Origin of the sequence: Seonamhaeicola sp. NFXS20 (genome assembly GCF_049132085.1) — a bacterium.
Classification (GTDB): Bacteria; Bacteroidota; Bacteroidia; order Flavobacteriales; family Flavobacteriaceae; genus Seonamhaeicola.
This window is the reverse complement of the sequence record NZ_JAFMPU010000005.1, coordinates 83,206-97,323: the sequence shown is the minus strand read 5'-3', so window position 1 is coordinate 97,323 and position 14,118 is coordinate 83,206. Positions and strand designations below refer to the sequence as shown.

The 14,118-nt window shown below is 33.9% G+C and carries 12 protein-coding genes and 1 riboswitch; all 12 genes read right to left on the bottom strand.

Features of this window, described 5'->3' with window-relative positions; translation table 11 throughout:
• Nucleotides 1–7: 7 nt before the first annotated feature.
• Nucleotides 8–772 carry a uroporphyrinogen-III C-methyltransferase gene (gene cobA / locus J1D01_RS09115; RefSeq protein ID WP_372935706.1) on the bottom strand — a complete coding sequence of 255 codons (765 nt, stop codon included), beginning with the start codon at nt 770–772 and terminating at the stop codon, nt 8–10.
• A gap of 12 nt (nt 773–784) precedes the next feature.
• On the bottom strand, nt 785–2,893 hold the full coding sequence (locus J1D01_RS09110) for a HEPN domain-containing protein (protein ID WP_372935704.1): 2,109 nt from the start codon (nt 2,891–2,893) through the stop codon (nt 785–787).
• A gap of 98 nt (nt 2,894–2,991) precedes the next feature.
• Nucleotides 2,992–4,239 carry a sulfate adenylyltransferase subunit 1 gene (locus tag J1D01_RS09105; protein WP_372935702.1) on the bottom strand — a complete coding sequence of 416 codons (1,248 nt, stop codon included), beginning with the start codon at nt 4,237–4,239 and terminating at the stop codon, nt 2,992–2,994.
• Nucleotides 4,240–4,355: 116 nt separating this feature from the next.
• The gene (gene cysD / locus J1D01_RS09100) at nt 4,356–5,261 is read right to left on the bottom strand and encodes a sulfate adenylyltransferase subunit CysD (protein WP_372935700.1); all 906 of its coding nucleotides are present in this window, start codon (nt 5,259–5,261) and stop codon (nt 4,356–4,358) included.
• Nucleotides 5,262–5,271: 10 nt separating this feature from the next.
• Nucleotides 5,272–5,892 carry a phosphoadenosine phosphosulfate reductase family protein gene (locus tag J1D01_RS09095; RefSeq protein ID WP_372935698.1) on the bottom strand — a complete coding sequence of 207 codons (621 nt, stop codon included), beginning with the start codon at nt 5,890–5,892 and terminating at the stop codon, nt 5,272–5,274.
• 12 nt (nt 5,893–5,904) lie between these two features.
• Complete coding sequence (locus J1D01_RS09090) at nt 5,905–6,162, bottom strand: DUF2061 domain-containing protein (protein WP_076699591.1); 258 nt, start codon at nt 6,160–6,162, stop codon at nt 5,905–5,907.
• Nucleotides 6,163–6,328: 166 nt separating this feature from the next.
• A complete protein-coding gene (locus tag J1D01_RS09085; RefSeq protein WP_372935695.1) occupies nt 6,329–6,742 on the bottom strand; it encodes an RrF2 family transcriptional regulator in 414 nt (137 codons plus the stop codon).
• Nucleotides 6,743–6,804: 62 nt separating this feature from the next.
• Complete coding sequence (locus J1D01_RS09080) at nt 6,805–7,281, bottom strand: Hsp20/alpha crystallin family protein (protein WP_421150615.1); 477 nt, start codon at nt 7,279–7,281, stop codon at nt 6,805–6,807.
• Nucleotides 7,282–7,321: 40 nt separating this feature from the next.
• Complete coding sequence (locus J1D01_RS09075; RefSeq protein ID WP_372935692.1) at nt 7,322–7,699, bottom strand: hypothetical protein; 378 nt, start codon at nt 7,697–7,699, stop codon at nt 7,322–7,324.
• Between the two features lie 275 nt (nt 7,700–7,974).
• Complete coding sequence (locus J1D01_RS09070) at nt 7,975–9,147, bottom strand: trans-sulfuration enzyme family protein (RefSeq protein WP_372935690.1); 1,173 nt, start codon at nt 9,145–9,147, stop codon at nt 7,975–7,977.
• Nucleotides 9,148–9,152: 5 nt separating this feature from the next.
• Complete coding sequence (thrA, locus tag J1D01_RS09065; RefSeq protein WP_421150700.1) at nt 9,153–12,551, bottom strand: bifunctional aspartate kinase/homoserine dehydrogenase I; 3,399 nt, start codon at nt 12,549–12,551, stop codon at nt 9,153–9,155.
• 19 nt (nt 12,552–12,570) lie between these two features.
• Nucleotides 12,571–13,845, bottom strand: coding sequence for an O-acetylhomoserine aminocarboxypropyltransferase/cysteine synthase family protein (locus tag J1D01_RS09060; RefSeq protein WP_372935688.1), 1,275 nt, complete (start codon nt 13,843–13,845; stop codon nt 12,571–12,573).
• Nucleotides 13,846–13,965: 120 nt separating this feature from the next.
• Nucleotides 13,966–14,091, bottom strand: a riboswitch (SAM riboswitch).
• Nucleotides 14,092–14,118 lie beyond the last annotated feature (27 nt).

Below are 14,118 nucleotides of genomic sequence, written 5' to 3'. Positions count from 1 at the left end.
TTCTTATTTAAAACTGAGCTTTTACACTATCATAAATAGAAGTAAGCTGCACTCTTTTATTTACCACTTCGCCAATAACAATAATAGCTGGAGATGATAATTTTTTTTCTTGCACAATTGCTTCAATAGTTTCTACAGTACCAATACCAATAGCTTCATCATCTCTTGTTCCGTTTTGAATGATGGCTACTGGTGTTTCTTGTTTATTTTCATTTGAAAAGGCTTGTACAATTTCACCCAATTTATGCATTCCCATTAATATAACCACCGTAGCAGTTGACTTTGCTGCCAACAACACATCATTTGATAGTTGATGATTTTTTGTGGTACCTGTGATTACCCAAAAACTCTCTGAAGCACCACGTCTTGTTAAAGGAATACCTTGATAAGCGGGCACACCAATTACAGACGAAATCCCAGGCACTACAGCCGTTTGTAAGCCAAAATCTTTTACATAATCTATCTCCTCTGCACCTCTACCGAAAATAAATGGGTCGCCTCCTTTTAATCTAACTACATGTCCTTTTTCTTTTGCTTTAGAAACTATTAACTCATTAATTTGCTCTTGCTGAAATGCATAACACCCTCTCCGTTTACCTACAAAAATAAGCTCTGCATTTGCCGAGGCATATTTTAGCAAACTTTCGTTGATTAATGCATCGTACAGGATAACGTTTGCAGATTCGATAGCTTTTATAGCTTTAAGCGTAATTAAATCTTCGTCTCCCGGACCAGCACCTACAACGGTTAATTTTGGCGTTAGTACACTCATTAATGTAATTTTTTAGACAACTTGTTTATTTGCAGTATCAAGTTCTGCTTCTCTAAACGCTCTTACTTTTTGTAAAAATACGGAAGCATTTTCAATATATTTTAATGCAAAATCTTTAGAAGGTGCAAATTTATTGATTTGATAAACTACATCGCTAAAACTTCCGCCCAATTCAATTTTATTGCTTTCTATAAACAATTCATCAAACTGTTTCACAATACCTGCATGTGTATTAGTTTTCTTGTTCTCTGCTGTTAATAACGCTTTTGCTGTATTAATCATAGAACTGTACGCATGATAAATAGCTCCTGAATACACACCATTACTAGCCGATTCTTTTGCGTTTTCAATTTTTTCGTCGCTTTCTAAAAATAAAGTAGCTACTAAATCTATCACTACACCGGCACATTCACCAACCCCAATGGCTTTAACATATTTTTCATTAGTTCCCCAATCTATAAAATCAGCTTCTGTTAAGTTGCTCGCATCTTGTAAATCTTGAAGGAAATCATAAAAATATTTTTGACCTTTTTCTTTGTAATAATCTACAAATAACTTTCCATTTGAATTAGCTTCATAATCGTCTAATATTCTACGTAAAGCTTCAGGTCCGCGTCTACTTGGTACTTTTACCACTTTATCGGCAAATATGCCGTTACCATCACCTAAATTACCACCACCTAAAAGAACTTGTAGCGCAGGTGCTACTAATTTATCTGGTGTACGAACAGACATTCCTTGAAAACCAATATTTGCCATATTGTGCTGCCCACAAGCATTCATACAACCACTTATTTTTATAACTAAATCTTTGTTATTTAAATACTGCGGATATTCGGCTTTTATAACACGCTCTAACTCATCTGCAATTCCAGTACTACTTGCAATACCTAAATTACAAGTATCTGTTCCTGGACACGCTGTAATATCAACCGCTTTGTTATAACCAGCTTCTACAAACCCTAATTTTTCTAATTCTTGGTAGAAAAATGGCACCAATTCTTCCTTTACAAACGGAATTACAATATTTTGACGCAAGGTTAAACGAATTTCACCCGCGGCATAATTTTCAACTAAATCTGCTAATAATCGTGCTTTATCTGTATAAAAATCTCCTAATAACACTTTAATACCTATAGCAACATAACCATCTTGTTTTTGAGGAATTAAATTGGTTGCTTTCCAAGTATTAAAAGCTGCTTCATCCTTAATTTCTACATCAGGAATAGAAGCCACCTCAACAGGTGTTGATGTTTCGTAAGCATCTGCATCAATTGGAACAGATTTAAATTCTATGGCTTTTTGTTCTGCATCAACCAGTTCTTTAAACGCTTCTAAACCTATATCTTTTAATAAGAATTTCATACGGGCTTTGGCACGACTTTTACGTTCTCCATAACGATCGAACACACGCACCACACCTTCCATAAGTGGTATAATTTTATCGGTTTCAATAAAATCATAAAATAAATCTGCATGACGTGGCTGTGAGCCCAAGCCCCCACCAATCATCACTTTGAATCCGCGCACACCATCTTTTATTTTAGCAATAAAACCTAAATCATGTAAATAGGATAACCCCGTATCTTCATCTGAAGAAGAAAAAGACACTTTAAATTTACGTCCCATTTCTTGACAAATAGGATTACGTAAAAAGAAACGGAATAAGGCATCTGCATATGGTGACACATCAAATGGTTCGTTTACGTCTATCCCAGCAGTTTCACTAGCAGTTACATTACGCACCGTGTTACCACAAGCTTCTCTTATGGTTACTTCATCTTTATCTAATTCTGCCCACAATTCTGGCGTACGATTAATATCTACGTAGTGAATTTGAATATCTTGACGTGTTGTAATGTGTAAACGCCCTCTTGAATATTCATCAGACACATCAGAAATTCTGCGTAACTGGTTGCTTTTTACTTTTCCGTAAGGTAATTTAATACGAATCATTTGTACGCCTTCTTGACGTTGCCCGTAAATTCCACGAGCTAAACGAAGGCTTCTAAATTTTTCTTCATCAATTTTACCATTGTTGAAAAGTTCAATCTTATTGGCTAATTCAATAATATCCTTTTCAACAACCGGATTTTCTATTTCTGTTCTAAAACTTTGCATTGTTTCCTCACCTTCCTAACTAAATAGAAAGGATTTTTTAGTGTTTTCCTTTTTTCTTTTTCCGTTTCTTTTTTTAGTCTTTACGGTAGACCATAATTTTATTGAATGAAACCTGCCCCTACCGTACTATTTGATTGTGAATCTATTATAATGAAAGACCCGTTTGTACGATGATCTTTAAACTTATCATAGAAAATAGGCTTGTTTAGTTTGAAACTAACCTGAGCGATATCATTCATACCTAAACCAGACACACCTTCTTCTATACCTGAATAATCTGGGTTAATTTTATGATGAATGGTATCTACCTTAGCTAAAACTTTATTTACACCATGTTGCACAATGTATTTAGTACCTGGTGTTAATTGCTTAGAGTCCATCCAACAAACATTGGCAGTAAACTGTTTTTCAATAGTTGGTAAATCTCCTTCTTTAACAATCATATCGCCACGGCTTACATTAATATCATCTTCTAAAGTAATAGTAACTGATGAACGTCTTGATGCCGTTTCATACTTTTCATTATAGAAATAAATTTCTTTTATTTTAGATTTTGTTTGAGAAGGTAACACAACAACCTCATCTCCTACACTTAAATTACCTCCATACACTTTTCCTGCATAGCCTCTAAAATCATGAAATTCTTCTGTTTTAGGACGAATTACATATTGCACTGGGAAACGTGGTGTACCTACATTAAAGATATCGGCTTTGTCTAATTTCTCTAAATGCTCTAAAAGTGCCTCTCCTTTATACCAAGGCATTTTATCAGATTTATTAACTACGTTATCTCCTTTTAAAGCACTTACGGGAATAAATGAAATAGTTTGATCTTGATAATCTCTTTTACTCATTAATTCTTCAAAATCGGCTTTAATTTTATTGTAAACTTCTTCAGAATAATCTACCAAGTCCATTTTGTTTATAGCTACAACAACATCTTTTATTCTCAGTAAATTATTAATGAAAAAATGACGATTAGTTTGCTCTATTACACCTTTTCTGGCATCAATTAAAATAATAGATGCTTGTGAAGTTGATGCTCCTGTTACCATGTTTCTAGTATATTCTACATGTCCAGGAGTATCTGCTATAATGTAACTTTTCTTTTTAGTTGAAAAGTAAATATGTGCCACATCAATGGTGATACCTTGTTCTCTCTCGGCAACCAAACCATCTGTAGCTAAAGAAAAATCTAAGTAATCATAACCACGCTGTTTACTTGTTTTTTCTATGGCTTCAAGTTTGTCTGTAGTTAATGATTTTGTATCGTAAAGAATACGCCCAATTAAGGTACTCTTCCCGTCATCTACACTTCCTGCTGTTGCTATTTTTAATACTTCCATTTTTATTTGGCTGTTGGCTTTTAGCTATTTGCTATTAGCCTATTATAAATTCATTTTAATTACTCACTAAAGGCTAAAAACCAATAGTTAAAGGTAAAATTTGCTAAAGCAAATTTTTAGAAATACCCTTGTTGTTTACGTTTTTCCATGGCTGCTTCAGAGCGTTTATCATCAATACGCGCACCACGTTCTGAAATTGAAGAATCTCTAATCTCTTCAACTACTTTTGTAATGGTTGTAGCATCAGACAAAACTGCTGCGGTACAACTCATATCTCCAACTGTTCTAAAACGCACCATTTCTTCAATTACTTCTTCTTCTTCATCACGGTACACAATACCATCTTCTGCAGACCAAATCATGCCATCTCTTAGGAATACTTTACGCTTATGTGCAAAATAAATTGAAGGAATTTCTATGTTTTCTTTTTCTATATAAGACCAAACGTCTAGTTCTGTCCAGTTTGAAATGGGGAATACACGTACATTTTGTCCTAAATCTATTTGACCATTAAGCATATCAAACAACTCTGGTCTTTGATTTTTTTCATCCCATTGACCAAAATCATCACGAACTGAAAATATACGTTCTTTAGCTCTTGCTTTTTCTTCATCTCGTCTGGCACCACCTATTGCGGCATCAAACTTAAATTCTTCAAGTGCATCTAAAAGTGTAGTAGTTTGCAACATGTTTCTACTTGCGTAACGTCCTGATTCTTCTTTCACCTTTCCTTGATCTATAGAATCTTGCACATTTCTAACAATTAGTTCTAATCCTAATTCTTTTACAAGTCTGTCTCTAAATTCTATAGTTTCTGGGAAATTATGCCCCGTATCAATGTGCAATAAAGGAAAAGGTACTTTGGCTGGGTAAAATGCTTTTACTGCTAATCTTACTAATGTAATTGAATCTTTTCCTCCAGAAAATAACAACACAGGTTTTTCAAACTGAGCTGCTACTTCTCTCATGATATAAATTGCTTCGTTTTCAAGCGAATTGATATGCGATGTATCTTTCTTCATAATTATATTTTTAAGCGTGTAAACCACACTCTCTATTTGCTAATGCTTTTGTTGGATCGAAATATTTAAATTCGTTAGGTAAATTATGCTCTTCTAAATAGGTATCGAGTTTTTCGTCTGACCAATAATAAAACGGACTTACTTTTAAAACACCATCGGCACTTAAACTAAAAATATCAATACTGTTTCTAAAAGCAGTTTGTCCTTGGCGCAGGTTTGTAAACCAAACGTTTGGTTTATGTTCTTCCATGGCACGTCTAAAAGGTTCTAATTTTACTTGTTCTGTAAATTCTGCATGTTTAGGATCATCTACACTTGGTATACCCAAAACTACATCTCTATGTGCTGTTGTTTGTTTTGGCACATATAAAAACACATTTAAGTTTAAATTTTTTATTACTTGTTCTGCGTGCCTATACGTTTGCGGTGTGTTATAACCTGTATCACACCATACCACAGGAATTTTATTTTTCACTGAATTTACAGCATGAAGAATAGCAGCTTCATAAGGTCTAAAATTGGTTGTTACCACTGCTTTATCATTAAGCTCTAGTGCCTTTTTTATGATTTCAGCAGGAGAAGCTTTTTTAAATTCCTTGTTTAAACTTTGTATTTGCTCTTCTTTAAACATATCTTTTATATATTATTTTCCCCACTTAATAAGATTCCAAAAACGTTCGTGGAAAAAGTATAAAATTAATTTTGTAACAAAATCTACTGAAGCTATAGAAGCTGCAAGCGATATTTTTCCTGTTAATATATAAGACACCAACAAGGTATCTAAAGTACCAACAATACGCCAACTAAGTGCTTTAGCCACACTGCGTATAGGTTTTTCTCCAACACTATCCTCTTTATAAGTAGTTTTTTGTTTACTCTTTAATAACATTTGCGCTATCATTTGCCATTATTTTATATTAACCCTATCAATTTAGTAGGGATTACAAAAGTAATACTTTTTATTACATAACAAACAACATCAACAAGTTTTTAGAATAATGGAATATTTTTCGGGTAATTGGTACAAAATAAACATGAAATCCTTAAAAATTTAAGAATTTATCAAGCTAATTAAGAGCTAAATCTGCTAGAGTAGTGTTTCTGAATACTTTTAAAGTACTGTCTCTCACCTCAATCATAAGCTTATGAACACTACATTGATGTTCATCTGGACAATCATCACACTTTTCGTAATAATTTAAACTTACACAAGGCACCATGGCTATTGGCCCTTCTAAAACACGCATAACATCTGTCATTTGTATTTTAGATGGTTCATTTCTTAGGTAATAACCACCGTGTTTTCCTTTTTTAGAACCAAGTAATCCGGCTTTTTTCAAGGTTAATAAAATACTTTCTAAAAATTTTTGAGGAATATTTTCACTATCAGCAATTTCAACAACTCTAACTGGTTGATCTCCCTCTTTTTTGGCAATATAGGTTAAGGCCTTTAATCCGTATTTAGTTCTTTTAGAAAGCATGGTGCTAATATAAACATTTGAAGATTAAAAAAACCTCATTTAAAAAATGAGGTTTTTTTGTTTTATGAAATTTTAATTGTTTTAGGAGGTTTTTGTTTTGCTTCTTCCTTTTTAGGAAGGTGAACACTTAAAATACCTTCTTTATAAGTGGCGTTAATTTTAGACTCATCAATATACTCAGGTAATGAAAAGGTTCTCTTAAATGATGAGTAACCATATTCTTTACGGATATGATTATCTTCTACCTGATTATCTTCTGTTTGAATTTCTGAGGAAATAGACAATACTTCATTGTCTAAATTTATAGTAAAATCTTCCTTTTTCATTCCAGGAACTGCCATATCTACAAAAAAGGCATCTGCAGTTTCTCTAATATTAACTTTTGGCAGAGTCATTCCTGTATTGAAATTAGGCATCATAATAGAAGGAAAATCAGTGCTAAACATTTTATCTATCCAATTAGACCATGCAGGGAAATCAGCAAATCTATCAACTTTTGCCAAATTTCCATTTTTCTTAGTTGTTACTAGATTGCTCATAATTTAAAATTTTAGTTAAACAAATAATTTTATTAGATACTTAGGCTATACCAGTTATTGCATCTGAAGACAATAACGTTTTTGGTGTGTTTTGTGCTATGGAAATGTACAGTCCCCCATTTGAATATTGAGAGTTTAGCAAACTATTAAAACTGCTATTTGGTAGCACTAAAAAGCATTCCACAAAAATTGGTTTCTTTTTAATTTCACCATAGTTAGTTTCAATTTTGGCTAACATTACTTTAAGTGTTAGAATTCCGTCAGAAACATCAACTACATAGTTATTAGGACTTAAAAGTGGTGCTTTTAAACGAACTGTTAAAACGTTGTCTTTCACATCCATTTTTAGTTCTGTAAGTTTAAAAGATGATTGTTGAGACAGATTTAAAACTTTTTCATTCTTATCAATTACTTCCATAACAAATAATTAATAATTAAACAAAAAATTGATTGCCTAGAAAAGTTACAAACAGCATCTTCTAAAAAGTTTCTTTATTAAAGCAAACCATTGTAGAAAATGCTGATTCACCTCAAAAAGACATTGTTATAAAGGCAAAAAAAGTACCAAACTAGCTTAAGTTAATTTTTAATGTGAATCACACCCTTTATAATGAAAAGTTGACATAAAATCTTAAAAAATTCTTAATTAAAAATGACACTTTTTCATTTTTAACCACCTTAAAATGAGACTATTTAACTCTCTAAAGCCTGTTCTAAATCTGCAATAATATCATCTACATGCTCTAAGCCTACAGAAACACGCACCATACCATCTGTTATACCCGCAGCAGCTTTCACTTCTGCTTCTACTTTTGCATGTGTAGTACTTGCCGGGTGCGTTACAATAGTTCTGGTATCTCCTAAATTGGCCGACAACGAACACATTTTTATACTATCTAAAAACGTGCGTCCGCCTTCTAAACCACCTTTTACCTCAAAGGCTACAATGTTACCTCCTAAACGCATTTGTTTTTTAGCAATATCATGCTTTGGATGTGACTTTAAAAACGGATATTTTACCCATTTTACCTTTGGATGCGTTTCTAAATAAGTTGCTAACTTTAAGGCATTGTCACAATGTTTTTCTACACGAACTGCTAAGGTTTCTAACGATTTTGATAATACCCAAGCGTTAAACGGACTCATGGATGGTCCTGTTAATCTGGAGAACAGATATATTTCTCTAATCAGTTCTTTTTTCCCAACCGTTATCCCCCCTAAAACACGTCCTTGTCCGTCCATTAATTTAGTAGCAGAATGAATTACTAAATCTGCACCTTGCTTAATAGGATTTTGCAAATATGGTGTTGCAAAACAATTATCTATAACTAATAATAAATTATGCTTTTTACAAATGGTACTTAGAAATTCTAGATCCAACACATCAACACCTGGGTTTGTGGGCGTTTCGGCGTAAATAAATTTGGTGTTAGGTTGAATTAGGTCTTCAATACGTTCAACCTCATTAATGTTAAAATAGGAGCATTCAATATTCCACTTAGGAAAATATTTGGTAAACAAACCATGAGTAGCTCCAAATACCGAACTACATGACACCACATGATCTCCTGCATCTAGCAAAGTTGCAAATGTTGAAAACACCGCTGCCATTCCACTAGCAAATGCAAAACCTGCCTCTGCACCTTCCATAGCGCAAACTTTATCTACAAACTCGTTAACATTAGGATTGCTATATCTGCTGTATAAATCGCGTTGCTTTTCTTCAGCAAACGAAGCCCGCATTTCTTCGGCATCATCAAACACAAAACCTGAAGTTAAATATAAGGGTACCGAATGTTCTGAAAACTGTGTAGTTTCAGATTGTGTACGTATAGCTTCGGTTTCAAAATGCTTTTTCTTGCTCATAAATTTCAATTAATATGTTTAGACAACCTTAAAATATCTCCAAAAACGCCGCGAGCAGTTACTTCTGCACCTGCGCCAGCACCTTGAATTACTATAGGTTGTTCGCCATAACTTTCTGTAAAAATTTCAAAAATAGCGTCGCTACCTTTTACATGCCCCAAGGTGCTATCTTCTGGAATAGATACTAATTTTACTTCTAAATTGCCTTTATCTTGCGATAAATCGCCTGATAAATCACCAACGTATCTTAACACGTGCCCTGGTTCTTGCGCTTCTTTTATCTTTTGGTATTGTTCATCTAAAACATCTAGTTGCCCTAAAAATTCTTCAACCGAAATATCTCTATAGGCTTCAGGTATTAAATTTAATACCGAAACATCCTCAAATTCGTTTTGTAAATCTAACTCTCTAGCCAAAATTAAAAGCTTTCTAGCCACATCATTTCCTGAGAAATCTTCTCTTGGGTCTGGTTCAGTAAAGCCTTTATCGATAGTTTCCTGAACAATAACACTAAACGGTTTATCCTGCACCGAAAAGTTATTAAACAAATAGCTTAATGTCCCAGAAAACACACCTCTAATACGTGTAATGTTTTCGCCCGATTCGTGCAACAACTTTATGGTATCAATTAACGGCAAACCCGCACCAACGGTGGTTTCATAAAGATACTCCTTTTTGTTTTCATCAAGTTGTTCGCGTAATTCTCTATAAAAGTCGTGAGAAATGGTATTGGCTATTTTGTTAGACGATACTAAATCGAATCCAGCTTCAATTAAAGGAATATAATTTTGATAGAAGGTTGAACTTGCTGTATTATCTACTGCTATTAAATTTTCTAAATGATGATTTTTAGCATAAGTAATTATATCATCAATAGAGCTTTTTAAAGCACTTGAAGCAATGGCTTCTTTCCAGTTAGAATTTACACCTTTTTTATCTAGCAATAACTTTTTAGAATTAGCAATGGCAAACACATTTAAATTAATGCCTTTGCGTTTTTCAATATCGTCTTTAGACTTTAAAATTTGATTTATTAAAGCACCACCAACGCCGCCATGACCAAAAATGGCAATGTTTATCTTTTTTGAAATTCCGAAAACTTCACCATGTATTACATTTAATGCTTTATTAAGATCGGACTCCTTAACTACCAAACTCACATTCTTTCCTGTAACGGTATTATTGAACAATAACGGTGTAATTTGGTTTTTAATTAGAGCGTTAAATGGTTTGTGGAACGAACTTAATTCAATACCAACAATAGAAATTACTGCTACATCATCCACCACATCTATTTTATTAACATCTTGTGAGTAAAAATCGCTTTCAAACTCACGCTCTAAAGCAATAACTGCTTGAGTAGCTTGGTCTGCATCAATGATAAGTCCAATGCCACGTTCTGAAGAGCCTTGAGACACAATACTCACACTAATACCGTAATTACTTAAGGCTCCAAAAATTCTGGCATCAACACCAATTTTACCCAATAACCCTCTTCCTTCTAAATTAAGAAGCGCTACATTTTCTAAAACCGATAACGATGTTACCTCTTTGGTGCTAGGTTTTGCAGTTATAAGCGTACCTTCATCTTCTGGGTTAAATGTGTTTAAAATACGTAAGTTGATATTTTTTTCAACCAGTGGAATGATAGTTTTTGCGTGTAAAACCGATGTGCCAAAATTAGCAAGTTCGTTAGCTTCACTAAACGAAAGTTCCCTTATTTGTTGTGCATCTGGCACCAAACTTGGATCTGCCGTATAAATACCGCTTACATGGGTATAATTTTGCAATTCTTCGGCATCTAAATAATTAGCTAAAAGAGCCGCTGTATAGTTGCTACCGTTTCTACCTAAGGTAGTAGTTTCGTTTTTTAAATTTGAAGCAATAAACCCCGTAACTACATTTACAACATCATTATTTTTTTTGAAATACGCCTTGGTGTTTTCTTTAGATACTTTTGAAAGCGGTTGTGCATTACCAAAAGATTCATCGGTTTTAATTAACTCGCGCGAGTCTACTGCTTTGGCCTCAATACTTCTTTCATTTAATAATTGAGTGATAAGCTTTACAGCTAACAATTCGCCCTGAGCCAATATATTATCTTTGGTTTTTTTGCTGTAATCACGCAACAGACTAATACCTTCAAATAATTTATCAAGCACCGAAAATTCTTCAGAGAAATCTATAGTTTTTAAAGGCTCTGATTGGTAAGCTTTAAAAGCCTCTAACTCATTTTTATAGTCTTCACCTTTTATGGCTTTGTTTAAAATATTTTCTAAGTCATCGGTTGCATTACCACGAGCAGAAACTACAACGCTAATACGCTCTCCTGCTTTTACCTTATTTTCAATAATTGAAAGTACGGTTTCTAAACCCTTTCCATTAGCTAGAGATTTCCCTCCAAACTTCAATATTTTCATTCTTCGTCTTTTAGAATTTGGCACAAAAATGCCTTCTATTATTTTTTCAAGTTGGTCATATTCCATTAAAAAGGCATCATGCCCATGTACCGAGTGTATCTCGCTGTAGGTTACGTTTGGATGTGTTAACGCCAATTGTTTGTGTGTTTCGCGGTTTTCTTCAGCAGTAAAAAACAAATCTGAATCTACACCAACAATATGAATTTTAGCTTCTATGTTCTCTAACACGTTAAAGTTGCTCGATCTTCCTTTTGTAACATCAATCGTTTTCAATAATTGATTCATTAATTTATAGGCTGACAGCTGAAACCGTTCTTGCAATTTTTTGCCATGATGTAGTAGCCAACTTTCAACATTAAAAATTTCAAGATCGTCATTTTTAGTACGCTGAAAGCGCTCTTTGAAAGACTCTGGTGTTCTATAACACAACATGGCGTGCATTCTGGCATCATGCACAGGGTTTTTAGAATTTAGTAGAAACTGTTCTTGAATTTGGCAATTAGCAATTAACCAATCGGTAGATTTCCAATCGGTTGCCACTACAATTAAATGTTCTGAAAAATTAGGTTGTAATACTGCCATTTCCCAAGCTATACCACCACCTAAAGAACCGCCAATAGTAGCGAAAATTTTACCAGTTTTTAGTTCTTTTAAACCTTGTAAAAACAATTTTGCTACATCGCGCGCAACAAAATCTTTATAGTTTTCAATAATAAAACCATCAAAACCATTCCCAGGTATATTGAAAGCAAGCACCGTGTATAGTTTGGTATCTATAACCTTGTTATGACCAATTAAATCTTTCCACCAACCATCTTTTCCGGCCACATTACTATTTCCTGTTAAGGCATGATTTACCAACACAACAGGCGCAGAACCAAGTGGTTTCCCAAACACCTGATAACTTAATTTTATTTCAGGGTTTAGGACGCCACTTTCGGTCCTGTAGTTTTTTATAATGATATGTTGTAACTCGTTTTCCAACTTGTTGTTTCTTCTTAATTTATACTTCAGCAAATACTGCTTTTAAATCTGCTTTTAAATCTTCTAAATCTTCAATACCCACAGACAAACGAATTAAATCTGGCGTAACACCTGCCGATGCTTGCTCTTCTTCATTTAATTGTTGGTGTGTTGTACTTGCTGGATGGATTATTAAAGATTTAGTATCTCCAATATTAGCTAACAATGAAAATAATTTTGTTTTATCTGCAATAGTTTTAGCTGCTTCAAAACCACCTTTAGCTCCAAAGGTAACAATTCCGCTTTGGCCTTTTGGTAAATATTTATCGGCCAATGTTTTGTATTTGCTACTTTCTAACCCAGGGTAGTTTACCCAAGCCACTTCTGGTTGTTCTTCTAACCATTTTGCTAAAGCCAACGCATTTTCACTGTGTTGTTTTATTCTAACAGATAAGGTTTCTAATCCTTGAATAATATTAAAGGCATTGGTAGGACTCATAGCGCCACCAAAATCACGTAAGCCTTCTAAAATTAATTTGAAAGTGTATGAAGCAGCTCCTAAAGTTTCATAATATTTTAAACCGTGATACCCTGGTGATGGTTCTGTGAATTCTGGGAATTTTCCGTTAGACCAATCGAAATTACCACCATCAATAATAGCACCTCCAAGCGATGTTCCTTGTCCGCCAATATATTTTGTTAAGGAGTGAATTACAATATTTGCCCCATGTTTAATAGGGTTTAAAAGTGCTGGTGTTGCCACCGTATTATCTACAATAAATGGCACCCCGGCCGCTTTAGAATGTGCAGCAATAGCTTCTAAATCTAATACATCTAATTTAGGATTCCCTAAAGATTCTACAAAAAAGGCACGCGTATTTTCTTGTACTGCCTCGGCAAAATTATCTGGGTTTGAAGCATCTACAAAGGTTGTTGTAATACCTAACCTAGGTAAAGTAACGCTTAACAAATTGTAAGTACCTCCATATAAACTACTAGATGCTACAATGTGGTCTCCAGCTTTTAAAAGTGTTAACAATCCTGTTGAAATAGCTGCTGTACCAGAAGCAAATACCACAGCGCCTATACCGCCTTCTACAGCCGCTAAACGTTCTTGTAATATTTGGTTGGTAGGATTATTTAAACGTGTGTAAATAAACCCTAACTCTTGTAATGAAAATAGGTTAGCTGCATGCTCTGAATTGTTAAAAACATACGAAGTTGTTTGGTAAATAGGCACTGCTCTGGTTCCTCCAGTTGCTTTTACATCGTGTCCTGCGTGTAATGCGTTTGTTTCTAATTTTAAATCGCTCATTTTTCTAATTTTTTTTTGATTTATTATATAAATTCAAAAGCCAAAATGCGTTATTACTAACGTACTTACCATAGAAAAATGTTACAAAGAAATTTTAAAATTACAGGAAGTAATTTTGTTAAGTTATCTATCCAAACACCAATAAATGAATTGGTAGTTTAAGTAGAATTTAGCACCTTCTTTAATAAGTTTAAAGGGTTGCTAAGGCTTCATTGGGTCTAATCCCTCCACCTTTCTTGATAACATTTCAATACGTGAGTTGAACTTTTGTTT

Bases quoted from the DNA above. Each gene is read 5' to 3' on its own strand.
- cobA (WP_372935706.1), bottom strand. From the start codon at position 772: ATGAGTGTACTAACGCCAAAATTAACCGTTGTAGGTGCTGGTCCGGGA.
- J1D01_RS09110 (WP_372935704.1), bottom strand. From the start codon at position 2,893: ATGCAAAGTTTTAGAACAGAAATAGAAAATCCGGTTGTTGAAAAGGAT.
- J1D01_RS09105 (WP_372935702.1), bottom strand. From the start codon at position 4,239: ATGGAAGTATTAAAAATAGCAACAGCAGGAAGTGTAGATGACGGGAAG.
- cysD (WP_372935700.1), bottom strand. From the start codon at position 5,261: ATGAAGAAAGATACATCGCATATCAATTCGCTTGAAAACGAAGCAATT.
- J1D01_RS09095 (WP_372935698.1), bottom strand. From the start codon at position 5,892: ATGTTTAAAGAAGAGCAAATACAAAGTTTAAACAAGGAATTTAAAAAA.
- J1D01_RS09090 (WP_076699591.1), bottom strand. From the start codon at position 6,162: ATGATAGCGCAAATGTTATTAAAGAGTAAACAAAAAACTACTTATAAA.
- J1D01_RS09085 (WP_372935695.1), bottom strand. From the start codon at position 6,742: ATGCTTTCTAAAAGAACTAAATACGGATTAAAGGCCTTAACCTATATT.
- J1D01_RS09080 (WP_421150615.1), bottom strand. From the start codon at position 7,281: ATGAGCAATCTAGTAACAACTAAGAAAAATGGAAATTTGGCAAAAGTT.
- J1D01_RS09075 (WP_372935692.1), bottom strand. From the start codon at position 7,699: ATGGAAGTAATTGATAAGAATGAAAAAGTTTTAAATCTGTCTCAACAA.
- J1D01_RS09070 (WP_372935690.1), bottom strand. From the start codon at position 9,147: ATGAGCAAGAAAAAGCATTTTGAAACCGAAGCTATACGTACACAATCT.
- J1D01_RS09060 (WP_372935688.1), bottom strand. From the start codon at position 13,845: ATGAGCGATTTAAAATTAGAAACAAACGCATTACACGCAGGACACGAT.